The organism is Isoptericola haloaureus (assembly GCF_036689775.1).
GTDB classification, from domain to species: Bacteria; Actinomycetota; Actinomycetes; order Actinomycetales; family Cellulomonadaceae; genus Isoptericola; species Isoptericola haloaureus.
Map to the genome: position 1 here is coordinate 40,413 of NZ_JBAGLP010000118.1, position 19,830 is coordinate 60,242.

At 71.3% G+C, this 19,830-nt stretch carries 17 protein-coding genes and 1 other RNA gene; 1 reads left to right on the forward strand and 17 read right to left on the reverse strand.

The features are described from left to right. Window positions 1–120: 120 nt before the first annotated feature. From V5O49_RS10445 to V5O49_RS10485, 9 genes are all read right to left on the reverse strand, one after another. On the reverse strand, window positions 121–1,971 hold the full coding sequence (locus V5O49_RS10445) for a DEAD/DEAH box helicase (RefSeq protein WP_332902187.1): 1,851 nt from the start codon (window positions 1,969–1,971) through the stop codon (window positions 121–123). After that, window positions 1,968–2,285 (reverse strand): DUF3039 domain-containing protein, encoded by a 318-nt coding sequence (locus tag V5O49_RS10450; protein WP_278236881.1) that lies wholly within the window; start codon window positions 2,283–2,285, stop codon window positions 1,968–1,970. The genes V5O49_RS10445 and V5O49_RS10450 overlap by 4 nt, the downstream gene beginning before the upstream one ends. Window positions 2,286–2,551: 266 nt before the next feature. Next, a complete protein-coding gene (nagB, locus tag V5O49_RS10455; RefSeq protein WP_332902188.1) occupies window positions 2,552–3,334 on the reverse strand; it encodes a glucosamine-6-phosphate deaminase in 783 nt (260 codons plus the stop codon). A 22-nt stretch (window positions 3,335–3,356) separates the two neighbouring features. Then, on the reverse strand, window positions 3,357–4,673 hold the full coding sequence (locus V5O49_RS10460; RefSeq protein WP_332902189.1) for an extracellular solute-binding protein: 1,317 nt from the start codon (window positions 4,671–4,673) through the stop codon (window positions 3,357–3,359). Between the two features lie 111 nt (window positions 4,674–4,784). Further along, window positions 4,785–5,753, reverse strand: a complete 969-nt coding sequence (locus V5O49_RS10465) for an ROK family protein (protein ID WP_332902190.1) — start codon at window positions 5,751–5,753, stop codon at window positions 4,785–4,787. Window positions 5,754–5,781: 28 nt separating this feature from the next. After that, a complete protein-coding gene (locus V5O49_RS10470) occupies window positions 5,782–6,693 on the reverse strand; it encodes a carbohydrate ABC transporter permease (protein ID WP_332902191.1) in 912 nt (303 codons plus the stop codon). Next, window positions 6,690–7,631: a carbohydrate ABC transporter permease gene (locus V5O49_RS10475; RefSeq protein WP_332902192.1), complete on the reverse strand. Its 942-nt coding sequence runs from the start codon at window positions 7,629–7,631 to the stop codon at window positions 6,690–6,692. Before V5O49_RS10475 ends, V5O49_RS10470 begins: the two co-directional genes overlap by 4 nt. A 102-nt stretch (window positions 7,632–7,733) precedes the next feature. Then, window positions 7,734–9,089, reverse strand: coding sequence for an extracellular solute-binding protein (locus tag V5O49_RS10480; protein ID WP_332902193.1), 1,356 nt, complete (start codon window positions 9,087–9,089; stop codon window positions 7,734–7,736). A gap of 70 nt (window positions 9,090–9,159) precedes the next feature. After that, complete coding sequence (locus V5O49_RS10485) at window positions 9,160–10,314, reverse strand: ROK family transcriptional regulator (protein ID WP_332902194.1); 1,155 nt, start codon at window positions 10,312–10,314, stop codon at window positions 9,160–9,162. A 177-nt stretch (window positions 10,315–10,491) separates the two neighbouring features. Between V5O49_RS10485 and V5O49_RS10490 the strand changes: the two genes are divergently transcribed. Further along, window positions 10,492–11,478, forward strand: a complete 987-nt coding sequence (locus tag V5O49_RS10490; protein ID WP_332902195.1) for a DUF4349 domain-containing protein — start codon at window positions 10,492–10,494, stop codon at window positions 11,476–11,478. 175 nt (window positions 11,479–11,653) lie between these two features. Here the strand turns inward: V5O49_RS10490 and V5O49_RS10495 are convergent, their stop codons facing one another. The 8 genes from V5O49_RS10495 to V5O49_RS10530 all read right to left on the reverse strand — a co-directional run bounded on the left by V5O49_RS10495 (window position 11,654) and on the right by V5O49_RS10530 (window position 19,822). Then, window positions 11,654–13,468 (reverse strand): BCCT family transporter, encoded by a 1,815-nt coding sequence (locus V5O49_RS10495; RefSeq protein WP_332902196.1) that lies wholly within the window; start codon window positions 13,466–13,468, stop codon window positions 11,654–11,656. A 183-nt stretch (window positions 13,469–13,651) separates the two neighbouring features. Beyond that, window positions 13,652–14,018: a transfer-messenger RNA gene (gene ssrA / locus V5O49_RS10500) on the reverse strand. 144 nt (window positions 14,019–14,162) lie between these two features. Next, on the reverse strand, window positions 14,163–14,669 hold the full coding sequence (smpB, locus tag V5O49_RS10505) for an SsrA-binding protein SmpB (protein ID WP_278236871.1): 507 nt from the start codon (window positions 14,667–14,669) through the stop codon (window positions 14,163–14,165). Between the two features lie 98 nt (window positions 14,670–14,767). Then, the gene (locus tag V5O49_RS10510; RefSeq protein ID WP_332902197.1) at window positions 14,768–16,285 is read right to left on the reverse strand and encodes a peptidoglycan DD-metalloendopeptidase family protein; all 1,518 of its coding nucleotides are present in this window, start codon (window positions 16,283–16,285) and stop codon (window positions 14,768–14,770) included. A gap of 6 nt (window positions 16,286–16,291) precedes the next feature. Next, window positions 16,292–17,203, reverse strand: a complete 912-nt coding sequence (gene ftsX / locus V5O49_RS10515) for a permease-like cell division protein FtsX (RefSeq protein ID WP_332902198.1) — start codon at window positions 17,201–17,203, stop codon at window positions 16,292–16,294. 3 nt (window positions 17,204–17,206) lie between these two features. Further along, a complete protein-coding gene (gene ftsE, locus V5O49_RS10520) occupies window positions 17,207–18,112 on the reverse strand; it encodes a cell division ATP-binding protein FtsE (RefSeq protein ID WP_278236868.1) in 906 nt (301 codons plus the stop codon). Window positions 18,113–18,321: 209 nt separating this feature from the next. Next, a complete protein-coding gene (prfB, locus tag V5O49_RS10525; RefSeq protein WP_278236867.1) occupies window positions 18,322–19,431 on the reverse strand; it encodes a peptide chain release factor 2 in 1,110 nt (369 codons plus the stop codon). 22 nt (window positions 19,432–19,453) lie between these two features. Then, window positions 19,454–19,822 (reverse strand): ankyrin repeat domain-containing protein, encoded by a 369-nt coding sequence (locus V5O49_RS10530; protein WP_278236866.1) that lies wholly within the window; start codon window positions 19,820–19,822, stop codon window positions 19,454–19,456. Window positions 19,823–19,830 lie beyond the last annotated feature (8 nt).

Genomic DNA, 19,830 nt, shown 5'->3' on the forward strand with positions numbered 1-19,830 from the left:
GGGAGCGGGATGCTCGTCGTCGACGACCTCGTGAGCACCTGGATTCAAGTTATGACTTAACCGCGCACCGGCGGTTTCTCGCGGGTAACACCTCTGTGACAGTCGTGAGCCGCCCCCGGCTCACCGCTTGCCGACGAACCAGCCCCGCACCATCTCCACCCGGGAGTCGAGCTGGTCGGCCGTGGCCAGGGGCACCTCGGGACCGCCGCACCGGCGGCGCAGCTCGGCGTGCACCCTGCCGTGCGGGGTGCCGCTCTTGCGCGCCCACGCCGAGACCAGCTTCGACAGCTCCTTGCGCAGGGCGGCGGCCCGGCGGTGCTCCTGCTCGGACTGCTGCAGGGCCGCCTCACGGTCCGTGGCACCGCCGCGCCCCTGGGTCTGGGCCGCCTGGCGCTGACGCAGCAGCGTGGAGACCTGGTCCGCGTCCAGCAGGCCGGGGATGCCCAGGAAGTCCTGCTCGGCGTCGGACCCGAGCTCGCCACCGGTGCCGAACTCGCCGCCGTCGAACAGCACGCGGTCGAAGGAGGCCTGGGCGTCCAGCGCCTCGAAGGAGCCGGTCAGCTCGCCCGAGGCCTTCTCCTCCTTGTTCGCCGCGGCCAGCAGGGCGGCCTCGGGGTCGTACTCGATGCCCTGCTCCTCGGCGGTCTGGGGCCGGTCGAGGGCGTGGTCCCGCTCGGCCTCGAGCTCGTTGGCGAGCCCCAGCAGCAGCGGCACGCTGGGCAGGAACACCGAGGCGGTCTCGCCGCGCTTGCGGGCACGGACGAACCGGCCCACGGCCTGGGCGAAGAACAGCGGCGTCGAGGTGCTGGTGGCGTAGACGCCGACGGCGAGACGTGGCACGTCGACGCCCTCGGAGACCATGCGCACGGCGACCATCCAGCGCTGCGTCCCGGCCGCGAACTCGTCGATGCGCTCGCTCGCGCCGTCGTCGTCGCTGAGCACGACCGTCGGCGAGGTGCCCGTGATCCGGGCCAGGTGCCCGGCGTAGGCACGGGCGTCGGTCTGGTCGGAGGCGATGACCAGCCCGCCGGCGTCGGGCACGGCGCGACGCATCTCGGTCAGGCGCCGGTCGGCGGCCGCGAGCACCGACGGGATCCACTCGCCGCGCGGGTCCAGGGCGGTGCGCCAGGCCTGGGCGTGCATGTCCTTGGTCATGTCCTCGCCGAGGCGGGCGCTGACCTCGTCACCGGCCCGGGTGCGCCAGCGCATCTCGCCCGAGTACGTCATGAACAGCACCGGCCGCACCACGTGGTCGCGCAGCGCGTCGCCGTAGCCGTAGATGTAGTCGGCCTTGGAGCGCCGGATCCCCTCGGCGTCGGCCTCGTAGGTGACGAACGGGATCGAGGCGGTGTCCGACCGGAAGGGCGTGCCGGTCAGGGCGAGGCGTCGGGTCGCGTCCTCGAACGCGTCCCGGATGGCGTCGCCCCAGCTCAGCGCGTCCCCGCCGTGGTGCACCTCGTCGAGGATCACCAGGGTGGGGGCGGCCTCGGTGCGGGCGCGGTGCAGCGCCGGCTTGGAGGCGACCTGGGCGTAGGTCAGCGCGACGCCGTCGTAGTGGGCGCCGTGCCGGCCCTGGGCGTTCTTGAACGACGGGTCGATGCGGATGCCGACCCGCGCCGCGGCGTCGGCCCACTGGTGCTTGAGGTGCTCCGTGGGCGCGACGACCGTCACGCGCCGGACGACGCCGGCGTCGAGCAGCTCGGTGGCCACGCGCAGCGCGAACGTCGTCTTGCCCGCGCCCGGAGTGGCGACGGCGAGGAAGTCGCGCGCCGACCTCTGGTGGTACAGCTCGAGGGCCTCGGCCTGCCAGGCACGCAGGTTCGACGCCGTGCCCCACGGTGCGCGGCGCGGGTAGGCCGGGCTGAGGTGGGACGCGGCCGAGACCGACGGGGACTGCGGGAGCGGCTTGGTCGGTTCGGCAGCGGCGGCGAAGAGGTCGACGGACTCGGACTCGGGAACCGGCGAGCTCACGACTCGGAGTCGGAGTTTCCGTCGTCGCCGTCCTGCGGGTCGCGCAGGCCGTCGTAGATCTCCTTGCACACGGGGCACACGGGGAACTTCGACGGGTCACGACCGGGAACCCAGACCTTGCCGCAGAGCGCGATCACGGGCTTGCCGGACATCGCCGACTGCATGATCTTCTCCTTGCGCACGTAGTGCGCAAACCGCTCGTGGTCGCCCGGTTCGGCGGACTGCTCCCGCGTGTCCGGGCGCTCCAGCACGCTCGTCCCCGAGCCGGTGTCCTGCGAGGGGTCGGCGGGCGGGGTGGAGAGGGGCTCGCTCATGGGCTCCATCCTACGTGCCACCCACCGACACCCCGCCGAGAGAGGCGGCGCTGTGGCGAGGTAGGCAATCCTCCGGCGAGGTAGGCAATCCTCCTGCGAGGTAGGCGGTCCATGGGCGAGGTAGGCAACTCTGCGGCGAGGTAGGCCAGCGCCTCGAGAGCTTGCCTACCTGGTGGAGGAGTTGCCTACCTCGCCGGCACCTCGCCTACCTGGTGGAGGAGTTGCCTACCTCGCCGGCGGTCGAGGCTCGTGCGACGTCAGCCGGCTCAGAGCCCCTGCCAGTCGGGCTTGGAGGCGTACGTCTGGCGGTAGTAGTCGGCCAGCTGCAGACGCGAGGCGGCCGCCTCGTCCACCAGCACCGTGGCGTGCGGGTGGAACTGCATCACGGTCGCCGGCCACAGCGCCGAGACCGGGCCCTCGACGAGCTGGTGCACCGCCTCGGCCTTGTGCTTGCCCGTGGCCAGCAGCACCAGGTGCCGGGACTCCATGATCGTGCCGAGCCCCTGGGTCAGGCAGTGCGTCGGCACCCGCTCGACGTCACCGTCGAAGAACCGCGCGTTGTCCACCCGCGTCTGGCGCGTCAGCGTCTTGATCCGCGTGCGCGAGGCCAACGACGACCCCGGCTCGTTGAACGCGATGTGCCCGTCGGTCCCGATCCCCAGCAGCTGCAGGTCCACTCCCCCGGCCGCCCGGATCGACTCCTCGTAGGCCGCGCACGCCGCCGGCAGGTCCTCCGCCAGCCCGTCCGGGCCCCGGACCTGGTCGGCGGGCCAGTCCACCCGCTCGGCGATCTCGGTCGCGATGACGTTGCGGTACCGCTCCGGGTGGTCGGCGGCCAGACCCACGTACTCGTCGAGCATGAACCCCTGCGCCTCGGCGAAGGACAGCCCGTCCTCGGCGTGGCGGCGGGCCAGCTCGTCGTAGACCTTCAGCGGGCTCGAGCCCGTGGCCAGCCCCAGCACGGTCCGCGGACGACGGCGCAGCGACGACTCGATCGCGTCGGCGGCCAGCGCCGCCAGCTCCTGCGCGGGAGCGATGACGACCTCCATGGAGGTCTCCTTCCTGTGTCGGTCACTCCTCCTCGACGGCCGGGCCGTCGAGGAGCGGGGTGATGAGCGCGTCGTACTCCCGGGCGACCGTCGCGACGTCGGCGCCGCGGGCGATCTCCTTGAACATGTCCTCGTACAGGCCGCGGGACTCGATCTCGGCCCAACCCGGCGCCGGCGGGGTGAGCTGGGAGGCCTCGGCCGTCTCCACCAGCGTGCGCCCGAACTTGTCGTCGGTCATCACGTCGGTGAGCTCGGTGTTCGCCGGGCCGAGGCCCGACTCGCCGAGCATCGTCTGGTACTCGTCGCCGTACACGATCCGCAGCAGGTCCTCGGACAGCTCGGCGTTGCGGGTCAGCGCCGAGACCGCCAGCACGGACCCCCCGGCGAACACGGGGGCGACCCCGCCGTCGACGCCGGGCAGCGGGAAGATGCCCCAGGTCTCGTCGTCGGCCATGCCGTCGCGGACCTCGGCGCCGTCGTCGTTGCGCACCCAGTCCCCGAGCTCCCACCGCGCCCAGGAGGGCGCCATCATCGCGGCGGCGGCCGGCTCGCCGGACTCGACGCCGTCGTTGAGGAACGCCCAGTAGCCGGTGTCGACCTCGGTCGCCGGCAGGTAGGAGGCGCTCTCGTACACGTCCTGCCAGGCCTCGAGCCCGGCGACGGTGTCCCGGTCGGACAGCGTCGAGACCCACGAGCCGCCCTGCTTGACCGCCAGCTCGCCGCCGTGGGCAAACACCCACGAGATGCCGTTGCGCCAGTCCTGGCCGCCGATGGCGAACCCGGCCCGGTTGCCGGTCGTCAGCTCGGCGACGGCGTCGCCGAACTCGTCGAGCGTGTCCGGCACCTCGACGCCGGCCTCGCGCCACACGTCCTTGCGGTAGAAGACGTAGCGCGAGCCGAAGTAGTACGGCAGGGCGTAGACCGTGCCGTCGACCGACCCGGCCTCGACGAACGACGGCAGCAGGTCGTCACCGCCCAGGTCGGCGTACAGCTCCGGGGAGACCGCCCGGAAGTCGCCCGCGTTCGTGAACGTCGGCGCCTGCGTGTTGCCGAGCTCGACGACGTCGGGGGTGGCGGCCGGGTCCTCCAGCGCCTCGTCGAGCTCGTCGACGAGGGTAGGCCACTGCTTCTCCTCGATCACCAGCGTCGCACCGGGGTTGCGCGCCTCGAACGTCGTCACCAGGTGGTCGCGCAGCTCATCGCCGGTGTCCGAGCCCACGAGCCACAGGACGATGTCGTCCGAGCTCTCGGGCACGACCTCCTCGGGTCCGCAGGCGGTCAGGGAGGCGGCCAGGACGCCGGTGGCGACCGTCGCGGCCAGGGTCCGTCGGATGCGCACGGGTGGAGGGTTCCTCTCGGTCGTGTCCGCACCGGCGGCGAGGGGGTGGTGCCACCGGTGCGGCGTGCTTGGTGCGGGGTGCTGGTTCGGGGTGGAGCCGGGGGGGGCGGCTCAGCGCAGGTCGGGCACCCGCGCGGCGTACCCGCGGCCGACGACGGCGGCACCGACGGCCCCCACGGGGACACGGCCCGGGGCGAGCCGGACGCGGCCGGGCAGGTCGAGGCTGCGCAGGAACGCCGACGCCGCGGACTCGTCCTCGAGCGCCTCCTGCACCACGCGCAGCAGCGGCTCGCCGAGCTGGGAGACGCCCCCGCCGAGGACGACGTAGCGCACGTCGACGCTCAGGACGAGCATGCGCACGGCCGCGGCCACGGAGCGCGCGTACCGGTCGCGCACCGCGACGGCCGCGGGGTCTCCGGCGTCGGCGGCCTCGAAGAGCTCGACCGGCGCGGGCCGTCCCGTGGTCGTCGGCCAGGCGGCGATGACCGCGGACCCCGAGGCGTACAGCTCGAGGCAGCCGCGCTGTCCGCAGGCGCACGGCGGACCCGACGGGTCGACAGGGACGTGCCCGATCTCCCCCGCCGCCCCGTGGCTGCCGCGGCGCAACCGGCCGTCGAGCACGATGCCGGCCGCGAGCCCGGTGCCGAGGGCGAGGAAGGCCAGGTCGGTCGAACCCGTCGTCGGCTCGGCGGTCTCGACGAGGTGGGCCGCACCGACGGCGGCGACGTTCAGGTCGTTCTCGACGCCGACCCCGACGCCGCCGAGGCGCGCCGAGAGCAGGGTGGCGAGCTCGAGGGGCTCGCCGTCCAGGCCGAGGTTGACCGCGTGCCGCACCGTGCCCTCGTCGGCGTCCACGAGGCCGGGGATGCCGACGCCGACGCCGGTGATCTCCTCGACGGGGACCCCGGCCGCCCGGGCGACGCCCTCGACGGCGCGGACCGCGCCGTCGAGGACCCCGTGGTGGCCGCGCGAGGTGGCGAGCCGCGTCTGTGCCATGACGGTCCCGTCGGGGGCCAGCACGACGGCGAGCGTCTTGGTGCCGCCGATGTCCAGACCCACGCTGAGACCGGGTGACGCCACCGGCGTCACCGTGCTGCTCTCGCCCACGTCAGCCCTTCACCGCACCCGAGACCAGGCCCGAGGTCATCCGTCCCTGCACGAACAGGAAGAAGATGATCACCGGCACCGCGATGAGCGTGGAGGCCGCCATGACCTCGGCCCAGTTGATGCCACGGTTGGCCGACGCCGACAGGAAGCTGCGCAGCCAGATCGGCAGCGTCTGGGCCGACTCGGCCGGCAGGATGACCAGCGCGGTCGTGAACTCGTTCCAGGCCTGCAGGAACGCGTAGACGCCGGAGGCGACCAGGCCGGGGGCCAGCAGGGGGAAGGTGATCCGGATGAAGGCCTTGGGACGGGAGAGACCGTCGACCATCGCGGCCTCCTCCAGCTCGATCGGGACGCCGGCGACGAAGCCGCGGAGCATCCAGACCGTGAACGGGACGAGCATCGCGACGTACAGCACGGAGATACCGATGACCTGGTTGAGCAGTCCGAGGCTGGACATCATCTGGTACTGGGCGATGAACAGGCCCTCGGCCGGCAGCATCTGGATGAACAGCACCGCGAGGATGAAGCTGGTGCGACCGCGGAACCGCCAGCGGCTGATCGCCAGGGCGGCGAGGAACGCGAAGGCCAGCACGAGGGCGATGGTCAGGAAGGTCACCATCACGCTCATGCCGAGGGCGTTGAGGAACCCGGAGTCGGTCAGCACCGAGGACAGGTTCGTCAGCGTGAAGTGCACGGGGAAGAAGTTCGGGGTGTCGGCACCGAGGATCGCGTCCGGCGTCAGCGCCGAGTTCATCATCCAGTAGACCGGGAAGACCCACACCAGGGCGAGCAGCAGGCCGAGCCCGCTGAGCAGGACCTTGCCGGGGCGGACCCGACGGCGGCGCAGCGGACGCAGGTCGCTCGCGGGGGCCGTGGGGGCCGGGGTGTCCGTGTCCGTCACGACGGCGCTCATGCCGCGTCCTCCTTCATGAGATAGCGGACGTACGGCCCCGACAGGACCATCGTCAGCACCAGGACGAAGAGCGAGACGGCGGCGGCACCGGCGAAGTCCTGGCTGCCGACGCCGAGCTCGTAGATGTAGTTGCCGAGCAGGTTCGTCTCGGAGATCGGGGCGCCGGCGTCCTGCAGCAGCCGGATCTGGGCGAAGACGCGCAGGTCCCAGATGATCTGGAGCAGCAGCACGATCGCGATGACGGGCCGCACCAGCGGCATGATGATCCGCCACAGGATCTGCCGCGAGCCGGCGCCGTCGATGCGGGCGGCCTCGAGGACCTCCTCGGAGACCTGGGTCAGGCCGGCGTAGATGGACAGGGCCACGAACGGCACCGACATCCAGATGACGATGAAGGACGCCACCATGAAGAACGTCCACACGTTGCCGAGCCAGTTGTACCCGTCGAGGTTCTCCTGGCCGAGCTGGACGAACAGCCAGTTCACGACGCCGTTGCGGTCGTCGAAGAGCCAGCGGAAGACGGTGACGGCCGCGACCAACGGGGTGGCCCAGGCCAGCAGCAGGGTGATCTGCATCGTGATGCGGACCCAGCCGTGCACGGACCGCATGAGCACGGCGAGGCCGAGCCCGATGCCGACGGTCAGCAGGGCGTTGACGAGGCAGAACGCGATGGACTTCGCGACGACGGACCAGACCTCGGCGTCGGTGAAGATGCGGGCGTAGTTGTCCAGCCCGACGAACTCCGGCGGAGCGCCGAACTGCTGCATGAGCCCGAACTCCTGCAGCGAGGTGATGATCTGCCAGTAGACGGGGTAGCCGAGGCCGACCAGGAGGGCGGCGACCGCAGGGATCAGCAGAAGATAAGGCGTGGCCGGCTTGCGCCGACGGCGGATCGCGATGCCGTCCGATGCCGTGCTCGCGCCGGTGGTCGTGGTCATGCGGTCCTCCTTCCCGGTCATGGGAGGGGCGGGGTGGCGGCCTGGTACTGCGGCGCCACCCCGCCCTTCAGGGTGTTGCGTGCGGTGCGACGAGCTCGGTCGTCAGCCCGCCTGGCCGTTGAGCATCGGCGTGATCGTCTCGTCGTACTCGGCGGCGAGCTCGGCCACGTCACCACCCTCGGCGATCTTCTGGAAGAGCTCCTCGTAGACCGAGGCGCCCTCGACGGCGGCCCAGCCCGGCGCGGCCGGGGTCAGCTTGGAGCTCTCGGCGGTCTCGACGGTGATCTCGCCGAACTTGTCCGTCTCCATGATCGAGTTGAACTCGGTGTTGGCCGGCCCCAGACCGTTCTCGGCGAGCATGGTCTGGTACTCGTCCGAATAGATGATCCGCATCAGGTTCTCGGACAGCTCGGGGTGCTGCGACTGGGCCGAGATGGCCATGTTCGAGCCACCGGCGAAGACCGGGGCCACGCCGCCGTCGACGCCCGGCAGGGCGAAGATGTCGAACTTCTCCGCGTCGGCCATGCCGTCACGGACCTCTTCACCCTCGTCGTTCTCGGTGAGGTCACCGATCGACCAGCGGGCCCAGCCCGGGGCCATGATGGTCGCCGCGTCCGGGGCGCCGCCGTCGGCCGTGTCGTTGAGGAAGTCCCAGTAGGCCACGTCGCGGTCGGTGGCCGGCAGGTTCGAGGCGCCGGAGTAGACGTCCTGCCACTGCTCGAGACCGGCGATCGTGTTCTCGTCCGAGAGGGTGGAGACCCACTCCTCGCCCTCCTTGACGGCGAGCTCGCCGTCGTGGGCGAAGATCCAGGAGATGCCGTTGCGCCAGTCCTGGCCGCCGAGGGCGAAGCCGGACATGTCGTCGGTGCGGAGCTCCTTGACGGCCTCGCCGAACTCGTCGAGCGTGGTCGGGACCTCGAGGCCGGCGTCGGACCAGATGTCGGCGCGGTAGAACATGTAGCGCGAGCCGAAGTAGTACGGCAGCGCGTAGACGGTGCCGTCGACGGTGCCGGCCTCGACGAAGGACTCGAGCAGGTTGTCCCCGCCCAGCTCCTCGTAGAGCTCCGGCGAGATCTCGCGGAACGCACCGGCGTTGGTGAAGGTCGGGGCCTGGGTGTTGCCCAGCTCGACGACGTCGGGGGTGTTCTCGGCGTCGGGCAGCGCGGTGGTCAGCTTGGTGACCAGGTCGCCCCAGTCCTGCTCCTCGATCGTCAGCGTCGAGCCCTCGTTCTCGGCCTCGAACGTGTCGATGAGGTACTCGCGCAGCTCGTCCGGGGTGTCGCCACCGGCGACCCACATCGTCAGGTCGGCGGCCTCCGGCGCAGCGTCGGTGGTCTCCTCCGCGTCGCTGCCGCTCTCCGCACCGGCGTCGGTGGTGTCGCTGCTGCACGCGGTCAGCGCCAGGGCCAGGGTGATCGTCGACGCCGCGGTGGCGGCGACGAGTCGAGTTCTCTTCACGGGGTGGTTCCTTCCACTGGGTTGCAGGACGGCATCGTTCGCACCGCCCGTGGGGTGTCGTTCGGGTCGGTCAGGAGACACCGAGCTGCGCGCCGAGGACGAGCACGGCCGCCCCGGCCAGGACGACGTCGTCGTCGAGGGCGGCCATGCGCAGGTCCAGGCTGGCCGAGGTGGCCGGCATCGTGCGCTCGGTGATGGTGTCGCGGGCCGCCGTGCGCAGCGGTTCCGCGAGGAGCTCGGGAGGTCCGGAGAGGATGACCTCCCCGAGGTTGAGGGCGCCGACGACGGGGGCGAGGGCCTTGCCGAGCGTGCGCCCGACGTCGGCCAGCACGGCGTCCGCCTCCGGCCGCTCGAGCCCGTCCACGGCCCGGCGCAGCGCCGGGGCCGACAGGATGGTCTCGAGGCAGCCGCGGCGGCCGCAGGCGCAGAGCTCGCCGCCGTCGTCGACGACGGTGACGTGCCCGAGCTCGCCGGCGGCGTCGCCGGACCCGTGCACGCGGGAGCCGTCGACCATGACCCCCGCGCCGACGCCCTTGCCCACGGTCAGCATGAGCATGGAGTCGCCGGCACCGCCGTACGTGTACTCGGCCAGCGCCGCGGAGTTGGCGTCGTTGGCCACGTGCACCGGCAGGCCGAGCCGGTCGGTGAGCAGCTCGGCCAGCGGCAGGTCGTACCACTCGACGTTCGGCGCCTCGACCACGCGGCCGGAGGCGTCGACGACGCCGGGCGAGCCGACGCCGATGCCGATGACCGGGCGCGTGGCACCCGCGACGAGCCGCCGGGCGAACCGGGCGAGCAGGTCGACGAGGTCCTGGCCCCGCCGACCGTCGACCGGCAGCGACTGACGCTCGACGGCCTCCCCCGTCAGGGTGAGGACCGCGCCGCGCAGCACGGTGTCATCGGAGAGGTCGAGACCGACGATCTGGTAGGCGTCGGTCCGCATCCCGACGAGGATCGCGGGCTTGCCGACGCGACGCCCCGGCTGGGTGCCGAGCTCCTCCACGAGCCCCTCGGCGAGCAGGACGCCGACAAGGTCGGAGACGGTCACCCGAGTCAGGCCGGTGGACCGCGCCAGGTCGGCCCGGGAGGTCGGACCCTCGTGGAAGAGCTGCTGGAGCACCAACGACCGGTTGTGCGCCCGAGCATGCTCGGGGAGCACCTTCGAGGTGGCTCGCAGGCCGCTGCCCAGTCCTCGTCGGCTGGTGCGCGTCGTCGTGGTCGTCATGTTTGTTAGTAGAGCGTCCTTACAGAGCGGCTGTCTATCGTATGCACCCCTTCGTTATTTGATCGTTACCATCCGTTCATCCCAGGGGGTGGACACAGGTCACGGTCCTGGCACGGTCGCATCACGATCGATGCGGAACGGCAGATCGCCGCTGGTCAGGGCCCTAGAGTCGTGGTCATGCCGACCCGATCCCTCGGCCGCCGAGCCACCGCCCTGACCGTCGCCGCGATGCTGACGGTGGGCCTCGCGGCCTGCACCGGCTCCGACGACCGGGTCTCCGCCGGCGTCGACGCCGCCGTCACCGAGGAGTCGGACGGCCGCGCCGCCGCCGACGAGGCGGCGGCCGTCGCCGGGGAGTCCGTCGTCGCTCCGGAGCGCGACTCGTCCGGGGTCGTCGACCGCGAGGTCGTCGTCACGGGCTGGATCGAGCTGACCTCGCCGGACCCGTCCCGCACGACGGCGGAGCTGACCCGGATGGTCGAGCAGGCGGGCGGACGCGTCGAGCAGCTCACGGAGTCGCCCGACCACGACGGCGAGCCCGGGGCGGCGTCGATGACCGTGCGCATCCCGGCCGCACGCACGACCAGCGCCGTCGACGCGATCTCCGACCTCGCGACCGTCCAGCAGGTCGAGATCTCCCGGGACGACGTCACCAGCCAGGGTCAGAACCTCGACGCCCGCATCTCGGCACTGACCACCTCCACCGGCCGTCTGACCGAGCTGCTCTCCGAGGCCGGCTCGACCGAGGACCTGCTCGAGGTGGAGCGCGAGCTCGCGTCGCGTCAGGCCGAGCTCGACTCGCTCGTCGCGCAGCGCGAGGCGCTCAGCGACCGGGTGGCGATGTCCACCCTGCACATCCAGATCACGCCGCTCACGGCCCCGGTCACGGCGCCGTCGAGCGGGTTCACCGACGGCCTGGAGACCGGCTGGAGCGCCCTGGTCGCCTTCGTCCAGACGGTGGTCCTGGTCCTCGGCGTCCTGCTGCCGTGGCTCGTGCTGCTCGGCGCCGGGTTCCTCGTGTTCTGGATCCTGCGCCGGCGTCGGGCGTCCGCCGCCCCGCCGTCCGGCCCGGGGGGCGCCGACGACGGCGCCTCGCCCGAGGACCCGCGCGATCCGGCACCGGCGGCGGGCTCTCCGGACCGCGAGCCCGAGCTGGTGCGCTGAACGACCCAGGGTTCAGCTCACCGCAGGGCACGCTCGACGACGGCCGGACGCGGTTCCGGCCGGCTCCGGACACGGTCACGGCTCCCGGACACACGCGCCCGGACACGGCTCCGGACACGGCAACGGCCGGAGGGAAAGCCCTCCGGCCGTTGCGTCCCGGTCGGTCGTGTCCGGGTCAGTCCGTGGTGCTCCGGGAGTCCGTCTCCGTCGTCGTGGCCGTCGGCGTGGCACCGGTCGAGGACGGACCCTCCTCCGTCGTCGACCCGACGGCCGGAATCCCCTCACCGGACGTCGCGGTCGACCGCGACCGAGCCGACGCGTTGTGCTGGGCCGCACGCTCCGCCGTCGCCCGCGCGCCCGCGGTGGCCCGGCCCATGAACCGCCATCGGGCCATCACGCCGGCGAACTGCGCCTCGACGGCGGTATGGCGCTCGGTCCGCAAGGACTTGTAGAGGCTGAACACCATGAGGAAGTTCAGGATGAAGATCGGTAGCCCGATCACCGTGATGACCTGTTGCAGCGCCGCCAGGCCGTCCCGACCCGTGACCCCGCCCAGGATGATCAGCGACGCGGCCAGCATGCCCTCGCTGACGCCCCAGAACACCCGCTGACGGGTCGGCCCGGACTCCGAGGTGCCGACGCACAGCATGTCGACCACGAGCGAGGCCGAGTCCGAGGACGTGGCGAAGAACAGCGCCACCACGATCACCGCGATGCCGGAGATCAACGTGGCCGCCGGATAGTTCTCGAAGAAGGTGAACATGGCCAGGGCGACGTTGTCCGCGACCGCCGCCGAGATCTCTCCCCCGCTGCCGCCGATGCCGTCGAGCTCCATCGCCGACCAGCCGAAGATGACGAACCACACCAGCGTGAACAGCGACGGGGCGACCAGGACGCCGCCGACGAACTGCCGGATCGTGCGCCCCTTCGAGATGCGGGCCAGGAACACGCCCATGAACGGCGCCCACGTGACGGTCCACGTCCAGTAGAAGACCGTCCAGCCGCCCTGCCAGCCCCATCCGTTCTCGTCGGTGAACTGCGCCATCGCGTCGTTCCAGAACGACAGGCCGATGAGGTCCTGCACGTAGACGCCGGCGCTCTCGGGGATCTGGCGGAGCAGGAACAGCGTGTCGCCCATGATCAGCACGAAGACCATCAGCCCGACGGCCATGAGGATGTTGATGTTCGACAGGCGCCGCACGCCCTTGTCCAGCCCGGCCACGATCGAGCTCACCGCGACGATCGTCAGCACCGTGATGACGCCGACCTGCAGCAGGGTGCCGTTCTCGACGCTCGGGAACAACGCGTTGACGCCGGCGCCGACCTGCGACGTCCCGAGCCCGAGGGAGACCGCCAGCCCGAACAGGGTGCCCAGGACGGCGAAGATGTCGATCGTCTTGCCGATCGGCCCGTGGATGCGCTCCTTGAGGAACGGGTAGAACACCGAGCTGACCCGCAGCGGCAGCTTGTAGCGGTAGACGAAGTAGCCGAACGCCAGGCCCGGGAGCGTGAAGATCGCCCAGGTGTGCAGGCTCAGGTGGTACAGCGAGATCGACATCGCGTCGCTCGCCGCCTCGGCGGAGTACGCGGCGACGTCGTCGAAGGGCGGCGAGGAGAAGTGCGAGATGGGCTCGGCGACGCCCCAGAACATCAGCACCGTGCCGATGCCGCCGGCGAAGAGCATCGCGAACCACGACAGGTTCGAGTACTCGGGCCGCGAGTCGTTGTCGCCCAGCCGGAGGTTGCCGTACTTGCTCAGGGCGACATAGGCGAGGAACACCAGCCAGAACGACACCCCGAGGATGAAGAACCAGCCCAGGTTCGTGACGATCCACTCCCGTGTCACGCCGAAGGCGTCACCGATCTGCGTGGGGAAGATCAGCAGCAGGAGCAGGAAGAGGATCATGAGCCCGGCCGACGTGAAGAAGATCGTCGGGTTGGTCTGCAGGCCCAGCCTCCTCGCGAGCGTATCGAGCTTTCCTTCAGCCATGGCCGACCTCTCTTCGCACTCGAGCGGGTGATCCCCGTCACGCCGGGATCCAACCACCTTGGCGAAGCCGGACCGTGCTGTCCACCGCTGGCGCGAAGTCCGCGTGTCGCATCGCCGGCCGGAGCGGCCCCGGGCACGACGAAGGCCCACCTGACGTGATGTCAGGTGGGCCTTCGTCGTGACGAGTGGAGCTGCCGGGAATCGAACCCGGGTCCGGTGACGCTGTTCCAGGACTTCTCCGGGCGCAGTCTGCTTCGATTTTCTCGGCCCCCGCACTCACGCAGACAAGGTGCGGACGGGCCCAGTCACCTGCGAGTCCCCGCCGCCCCGGTGACGAGGGCGACGAGCAGTGGCTCTCTAGATGACGTGAGCTACCGGGTCGAGAGCGCTCCCGGGCTCACGGACTTCGGAGCTCGCTCAGGCGGCGAGGGCGAAGTCGGTGCGCTTGTTATCGGCACCTATGGGTTTGCAGGCAGCGTTGACGAGATGAGCCTGCCTCCTCGGCCCGCTTCCCCTGGAATCACGACCACCGTCGAAACCGATCAGCCCCTATGGATTTGTCAAGATCCGTGCCGGCCACGGCATGCCGCCGCCAGCGTGTCTCACTGTAGTCGATGAACAGCGCACGTCGCACAGATATTTCCGCCCGCCGCGCCGTCGTCGGACCGCGCGGGCACGACCCGGCGGGGTCGGGTCAGGTGAGCAGCTCCTGGCGCCGCATCGCGCGCTGCGCCTCGCGCATGTCCTGCTTCTCGCGCAGCGTCTGCCGCTTGTCGTACTCCTTCTTGCCGCGCGCCAGGGCGATCTCGACCTTGGCCCGGCCGTCCAGGAAGTACAGGCGCAGCGGGACGATCGTCTTGCCCTTCTCGCGGGACTTCACCCCGAGGCGGTCGATCTCCTCACGATGAAGCAGCAGCTTGCGCCGTCGCCGCGGTGCGTGGTTGTTCCAGGTCCCCTGGAAGTACTCGGGGATGTGCGCGTTCTCCAGCCAGGCCTCGTCGTGGTCGACGGCGACGTAGCTCTCGGCCAGCGAGGCGCGGCCCATGCGCAGAGCCTTGACCTCGGTCCCGGACAGGACGATGCCGGCCTCGAGCACGTCCTCGATCACGTAGTCGTGACGGGCCTTCTTGTTGTTCGCCACGAGCTGGCGCGGGTCCGCGGACTGCTGCTTCTTCTTGGCGCCCTTGGCCTTGTTGGACACGGTCTCCTCCTCCCGGGTAGCGCGACAGTCCAGGATACGCACCCCCGGCCGCCGGACCAGCGCATTTTCGCTCAGGGCGGCACGCGGCCCGCCCCACGTCAGTTGAGCCAGCCGCCCATCGGGTCGACGGTGCTGCCGTTGACCCACACCTCGTAGTGCAGGTGGCACGCACCGGAGGACCCGGTGCTGCCGGAGTACCCGATCACCTGGCCCTTGGAGACCTTCTGGCCCACGGACACCACGTCGCGGGACAGGTGCAGGTAGCGGCTCATGACGCTGTCACCGCGGTACCTGCCGTGGTTGATCAGGACGTTGTTGCCCGGGCCGGAGCCGTAGTACGCCTGCTCGACGTACCCGCTCTGCGAGGAGTAGATGGGCGTGCCGCAGTAGCTGCGGATGTCGGTGCCGGCGTGCAGCCGGGTGTAGCCGTACATCTCCAGGTACCGCATCCCGTAGCTGCTGGTGACGACCCGGTAGTTCGTGGGCCAGCCGAGGAACGGCCCCGACGACGACCCGCCGCCCGAGCTGGAACCTCCGCCCCCGCCGGAGCTCGAGCCACCACCGCCTCCGGAGCTGGATCCGCCGCCTCCGGAGCCACCACCGCCCCCGGAGCTGGAGCCGCCCCCACCGCCGCCGGAGTTCTGGTTCTGCTCGGCGCGCTGCTCGGCCCGGCGCTCGGCCTCGCGCTCGGCCTGCCGCCGGGCCTCGGCCTCACGGCGCTGGCGCTCCTCCTCCTCGCGGCGCTGGCGCTCCTCCTCGAGCCGGCGGTCGCGCTCGGCCTGCTGGGCGATGATGTCCTTGATCTCGGACTGGAGCTGGGCGCGCTCGTCCTCGTTCTCCTCCAGCTCGGCGATCGTCTCGTCCCGCTGGGAGGCGATCGACGCCTTGAGCCGCTGCTGCTCCTCGATCAGCCGCTCGACCTCGGCCTTGCGCTCCGCCGCCTGCTGCTCGGCCTCCTGGGCGGCGACGACGTTGGCGTCGGCCTCCGCCTTGAGGTCGGCGATGGTCTCGCGGATCGCGTCGAGACGGGCCTGCTGGTTGCGGGCGACGGTCTCCGCCTCCTGCAGCTCGGCCACCGACCGCGAGCGGCTGCGCGCCGCCGAGGACGTCACGGACACGTCGCGGAGGAACTCCTCGGTCGACTGCGCGCCGGTGACGAGCCCGATGGTGCTCACGTCGTCGCCGCGCCGGTACGCCTCACGTGCCATGGCCGCGACGTCGCCCCGCGCCTCCTCGGCCTTGCCCTCTCCCGCGACGATCTGCTCCGAGACCGTCTTCTCCTCCTCCTCGGCGTCGGCCAGCCGGTCGGCGAGGACGGCGGCCTTGCGCCGCGCCTCGGCGAGGGCCGCCTGGGCCTCGGCGAGCTCGGCCTGGGCGACGGGCAGCCGACCCTCGACCTCGTTGAGGTCGAGCACGGCCTGGGCGAACTCGGCGTTGGTGTCCTCCAGCTCGTGCTGCAGGTCCTGCCGCTCCTGCCGCTTCTGGCGCTGCTCCTCCTCGGCGGCCGCCCGCTGGTCGTCGAGCTCGTCGGCGACGACCGGCGCGGTCGGGCCGATCAGCAGCAGGGTCGCGAGCACCCCGGCGAGGGCGCGGCGCAGGCGGACGACGTCGGGCACGGCGGATCACACCCTCGTGTAGCGGTGGAGCGTCACGGCGGAGGACACGGCGGCGACCGCCACGGCCAGCCCCAGCAGCAGCGGGGCGATCGTGAGCACGTCGGCCGTGGTGACGTGCTCGACCCAGTCGACCGACTCGGCGAGCCAGTCGATCACGAGGTACTGCACGGCTGCCCACAGCCCGATCACGGCCAGCACGGCGCCGAGCAGCGCCGCGAGGGCGCCCTCGAGCATGAAGGGCAGCTGGACGAACAGCGTCGAAGCACCCACGAGCCGCATGATGCCGGTCTCGCGCTGCCGGGAGACGGCGGACAGCCGGATGGTCGTGATGATGAGCAGGGCGGCGGCCACGAGCATGACGACCGCCAGGCCGACCGCGACGAGCGAGGAACGGTTCAGGGCCAGGAACAGCGGTTCGAAGATCGCGCGCTGGTCCTCGACCACCTCGACGCCGTCCCGCCCCGAGAGGACCTCGTCGACCACCTGGTACTGCTCGGGGTCGGCGAGCTGGAGACGGAAGGACGCCTGCATGTCGTCCTCGGTCAGCTGGGTGCCCTGGTAGCCGTCCGGGTACTGGGCGGAGAAGGCCTCGAACGCGTCTTCCTTCGACTCGAAGTAGACCGTGGACACCACGTCGTCGAGCTCGGTGCTGATCGTGCGCTCGACGGTGCTGATCTGCTCCTCGGTCGCCTCTCCCCCGGCGCAGGTCGACGCCGTCGACCCCTCCGGGCAGAGGAAGACCGACACCTCGACCAGGTCGTACCAGTCGCCCTGGAGCTTGTCGATCTGCATCTGGAGCAGCGCCGCGGCCCCGACGAAGGTCAGCGACACGAACGTGACGAGGACGACCGAGACCACCATCGTGGCGTTGCGGCGCAGTCCGCGGAAGACCTCGCCGAGGATGAACTGCAGGCGCACCGCTCAGGCCTCCTCGGCCCGGGACGCCATGGCACCCGACATCTCGCGGGAGTCCTCGTCGACCTCGACCGGCGGGGGGTCGACGCCCCGGGCGGCCGCCTGCTCGGCAGCGCGCTCGGCCGCGACGTCGCCCGGTTCCGGCCGCACGGAGATGCGGCGGGCGGGCACCCCGCGACCGGGGGCGTCGAGGACGGCGACGGGTCCGACCTGGGGCAGGATCTCCTCGCGACGGCCGTAGGCGGCCTCGACCTCGTCGCGCACGATGCGCCCGGTGGACAGCTCGACGACGCGTCGACGCATCTCGTTGACGATCTCGTCGTCGTGCGTCGCCATGACCACGGTGGTGCCGGTGCGGTTGATGCGGTCCAGCAGGCGCATGATGCCCTGCGAGGTGGTGGGGTCGAGGTTGCCGGTGGGCTCGTCGGCGAGCAAGATCTTGGGCCGGTTGACGAAGGCGCGCGCGATGGCGACGCGCTGCTGCTCCCCACCGGACAGCTCGTGCGGCCGGCGCTTCTCCTTGCCGTCCAGGCCCACCCACTCCAGCACCTCGGGCACGGTGGTGCGGATGTGGTGGCGGGGACGGCCGATGACCTGCAGGGCGAACGCGACGTTCTCGTAGACGGTCTTGTTCGGCAGCAGCCGGAAGTCCTGGAACACCATGCCGATGCCGCGGCGCAGGCCGGGCACCCGCCACGGCGAGAGGCGCGTCAGGTCACGGCCGGCGACGTAGACGCGCCCGCCGGTCGGGCGCTCCTCGCGCAGCACGAGGCGCAGGAACGTCGACTTCCCGGAGCCGGAGGCCCCCACGAGGAACACGAACTCGCCGCGTTCGACGTCGACGGAGACGTCGTCCAGCGCAGGGCGCGCCCCCCGCGCATAGACCTTCGAGACGTTCTCGAACCGGATCACGACGTACCTCCCCCCGGGCGGCGTCGTCGCACGCGTCGGCGACCGCCCGCTCCGAGACTCGCACGCCGCGACGGGCGCGGGGAGACAGACACGCGGCGTGTCGTGGTGACGCGTCGGTTGCTTGCCGCAATCGCCCGGGATTGACCGTTTTTCGCGGGTCGCTGCCGCGGAGGTCGACGCCGCGCGCGGCCCGGCGGCTCAGGAGAAGGTCAGTCGTCCGCCTGGTTGCGCCGCCACCGGATGCCGGCCTCGATGAAGTCGTCGATCGCGCCGTCGAACACGTTCTGGGTGTTGCCAGACTCGTGCTCGGTGCGCAGGTCCTTGACCATCTGGTACGGGTGCAGCACGTAGGAGCGCATCTGGTCGCCCCAGCTCGCCTTGATGTCGCCGGCGAGCTCCTTCTTCTTGGCGGCCTCCTCCTGCTGACGGATCAGCAGCAGGCGGGACTGCATGACGCGCAGCGCGGCGGCACGGTTCTGGATCTGCGACTTCTCGTTCTGCATCGACACCACGGTGCCGGTCGGGATGTGCGTCATGCGCACGGCCGAGTCAGTGGTGTTGACCGACTGACCACCGGGGCCCGAGGAACGGAAGACGTCGATCTTCAGCTCGTTCTCGTCGATCTCGATGTGGTCCGTCTGCTCGATCAGCGGGATGACCTCGACCGCCGCGAACGACGTCTGGCGCCGGCCCTGGTTGTCGAACGGCGAGATGCGCACCAGGCGGTGGGTGCCGGCCTCGACCGACAGGTGCCCGAACGCGTACGGGGTGTTCACCTCGAACGTGGCCGACTTCAGACCGGCCTCCTCGGCGTAGGAGGTGTCCATGACCTTGGCCGGGTAGCCGTGCCGCTCGGCCCAGCGCAGGTACATGCGCATGAGCATCTCGGCGAAGTCCGCGGCGTCGACGCCGCCGGCGCCGGCGCGGATCGTCACGACGGCCTCGCGGGCGTCGTACTCGCCGCTGAGCAGGGTGCGCACCTCGAGGGAGTCGAGCTCCTTGCGCAGCGCGGCGACCTCGGTCTCGGCCTCGGCGAGCGAGTCGGCGTCGTCCATCTCGTGGCCGAGCTCGACGAGCGTCTCGACGTCGTCGATGCGGCTGCTGAACTTCTTGACCCGGTCGAGCTCGTCCTGGGCGTGCGACAGGGCCGAGGTGACCCGCTGCGCGTTCTCCTGGTCGTCCCAGAGGTCGGGAGCGGCCGCCTGCTCGGAGAGCTCGGCGATCTTCGCCTCCAGGGCAGAGGGGTCGCTCACCGACTCGATGGACTCGAGGGTGGAGCGGAGCCCCTTGATCTCGGCGGGGAAGTCGATAGTGGCCACGAGGAACCAGCCTACCTTTCGCTCACGCCTCTCCCGGCACCGGACGCTCGAACATCCGGGCCGTCGTGCGGGCGCTCGGCTGACCGGCGTCGACGTCGGCGCCCGCCGCGACCAGGACGTCGACGACGGCCGGGTCGCCCTTGAACACCGCACCGGCGAGCGGGGACTGGCCGCGCTCGTTGAGCCGGTCGACGTCGGCTCCCCGCTGCGCGAGGCCCCGGACCAGGTCGGCGTGGCCGTGGTAGGCAGCGAGCATGAGCAGGGAGTTGCCGTGGACGTCGGCGAGGTCGACGGGTACGCCGTCGTCGACGAACTCCAGCAGCAGGTCCGCGCCGGCGCGGGCGAGGTCGAACATCTGGTCCAGGTCGACGGGCAGCCGGTCGTCGCTCATGGCTCGAC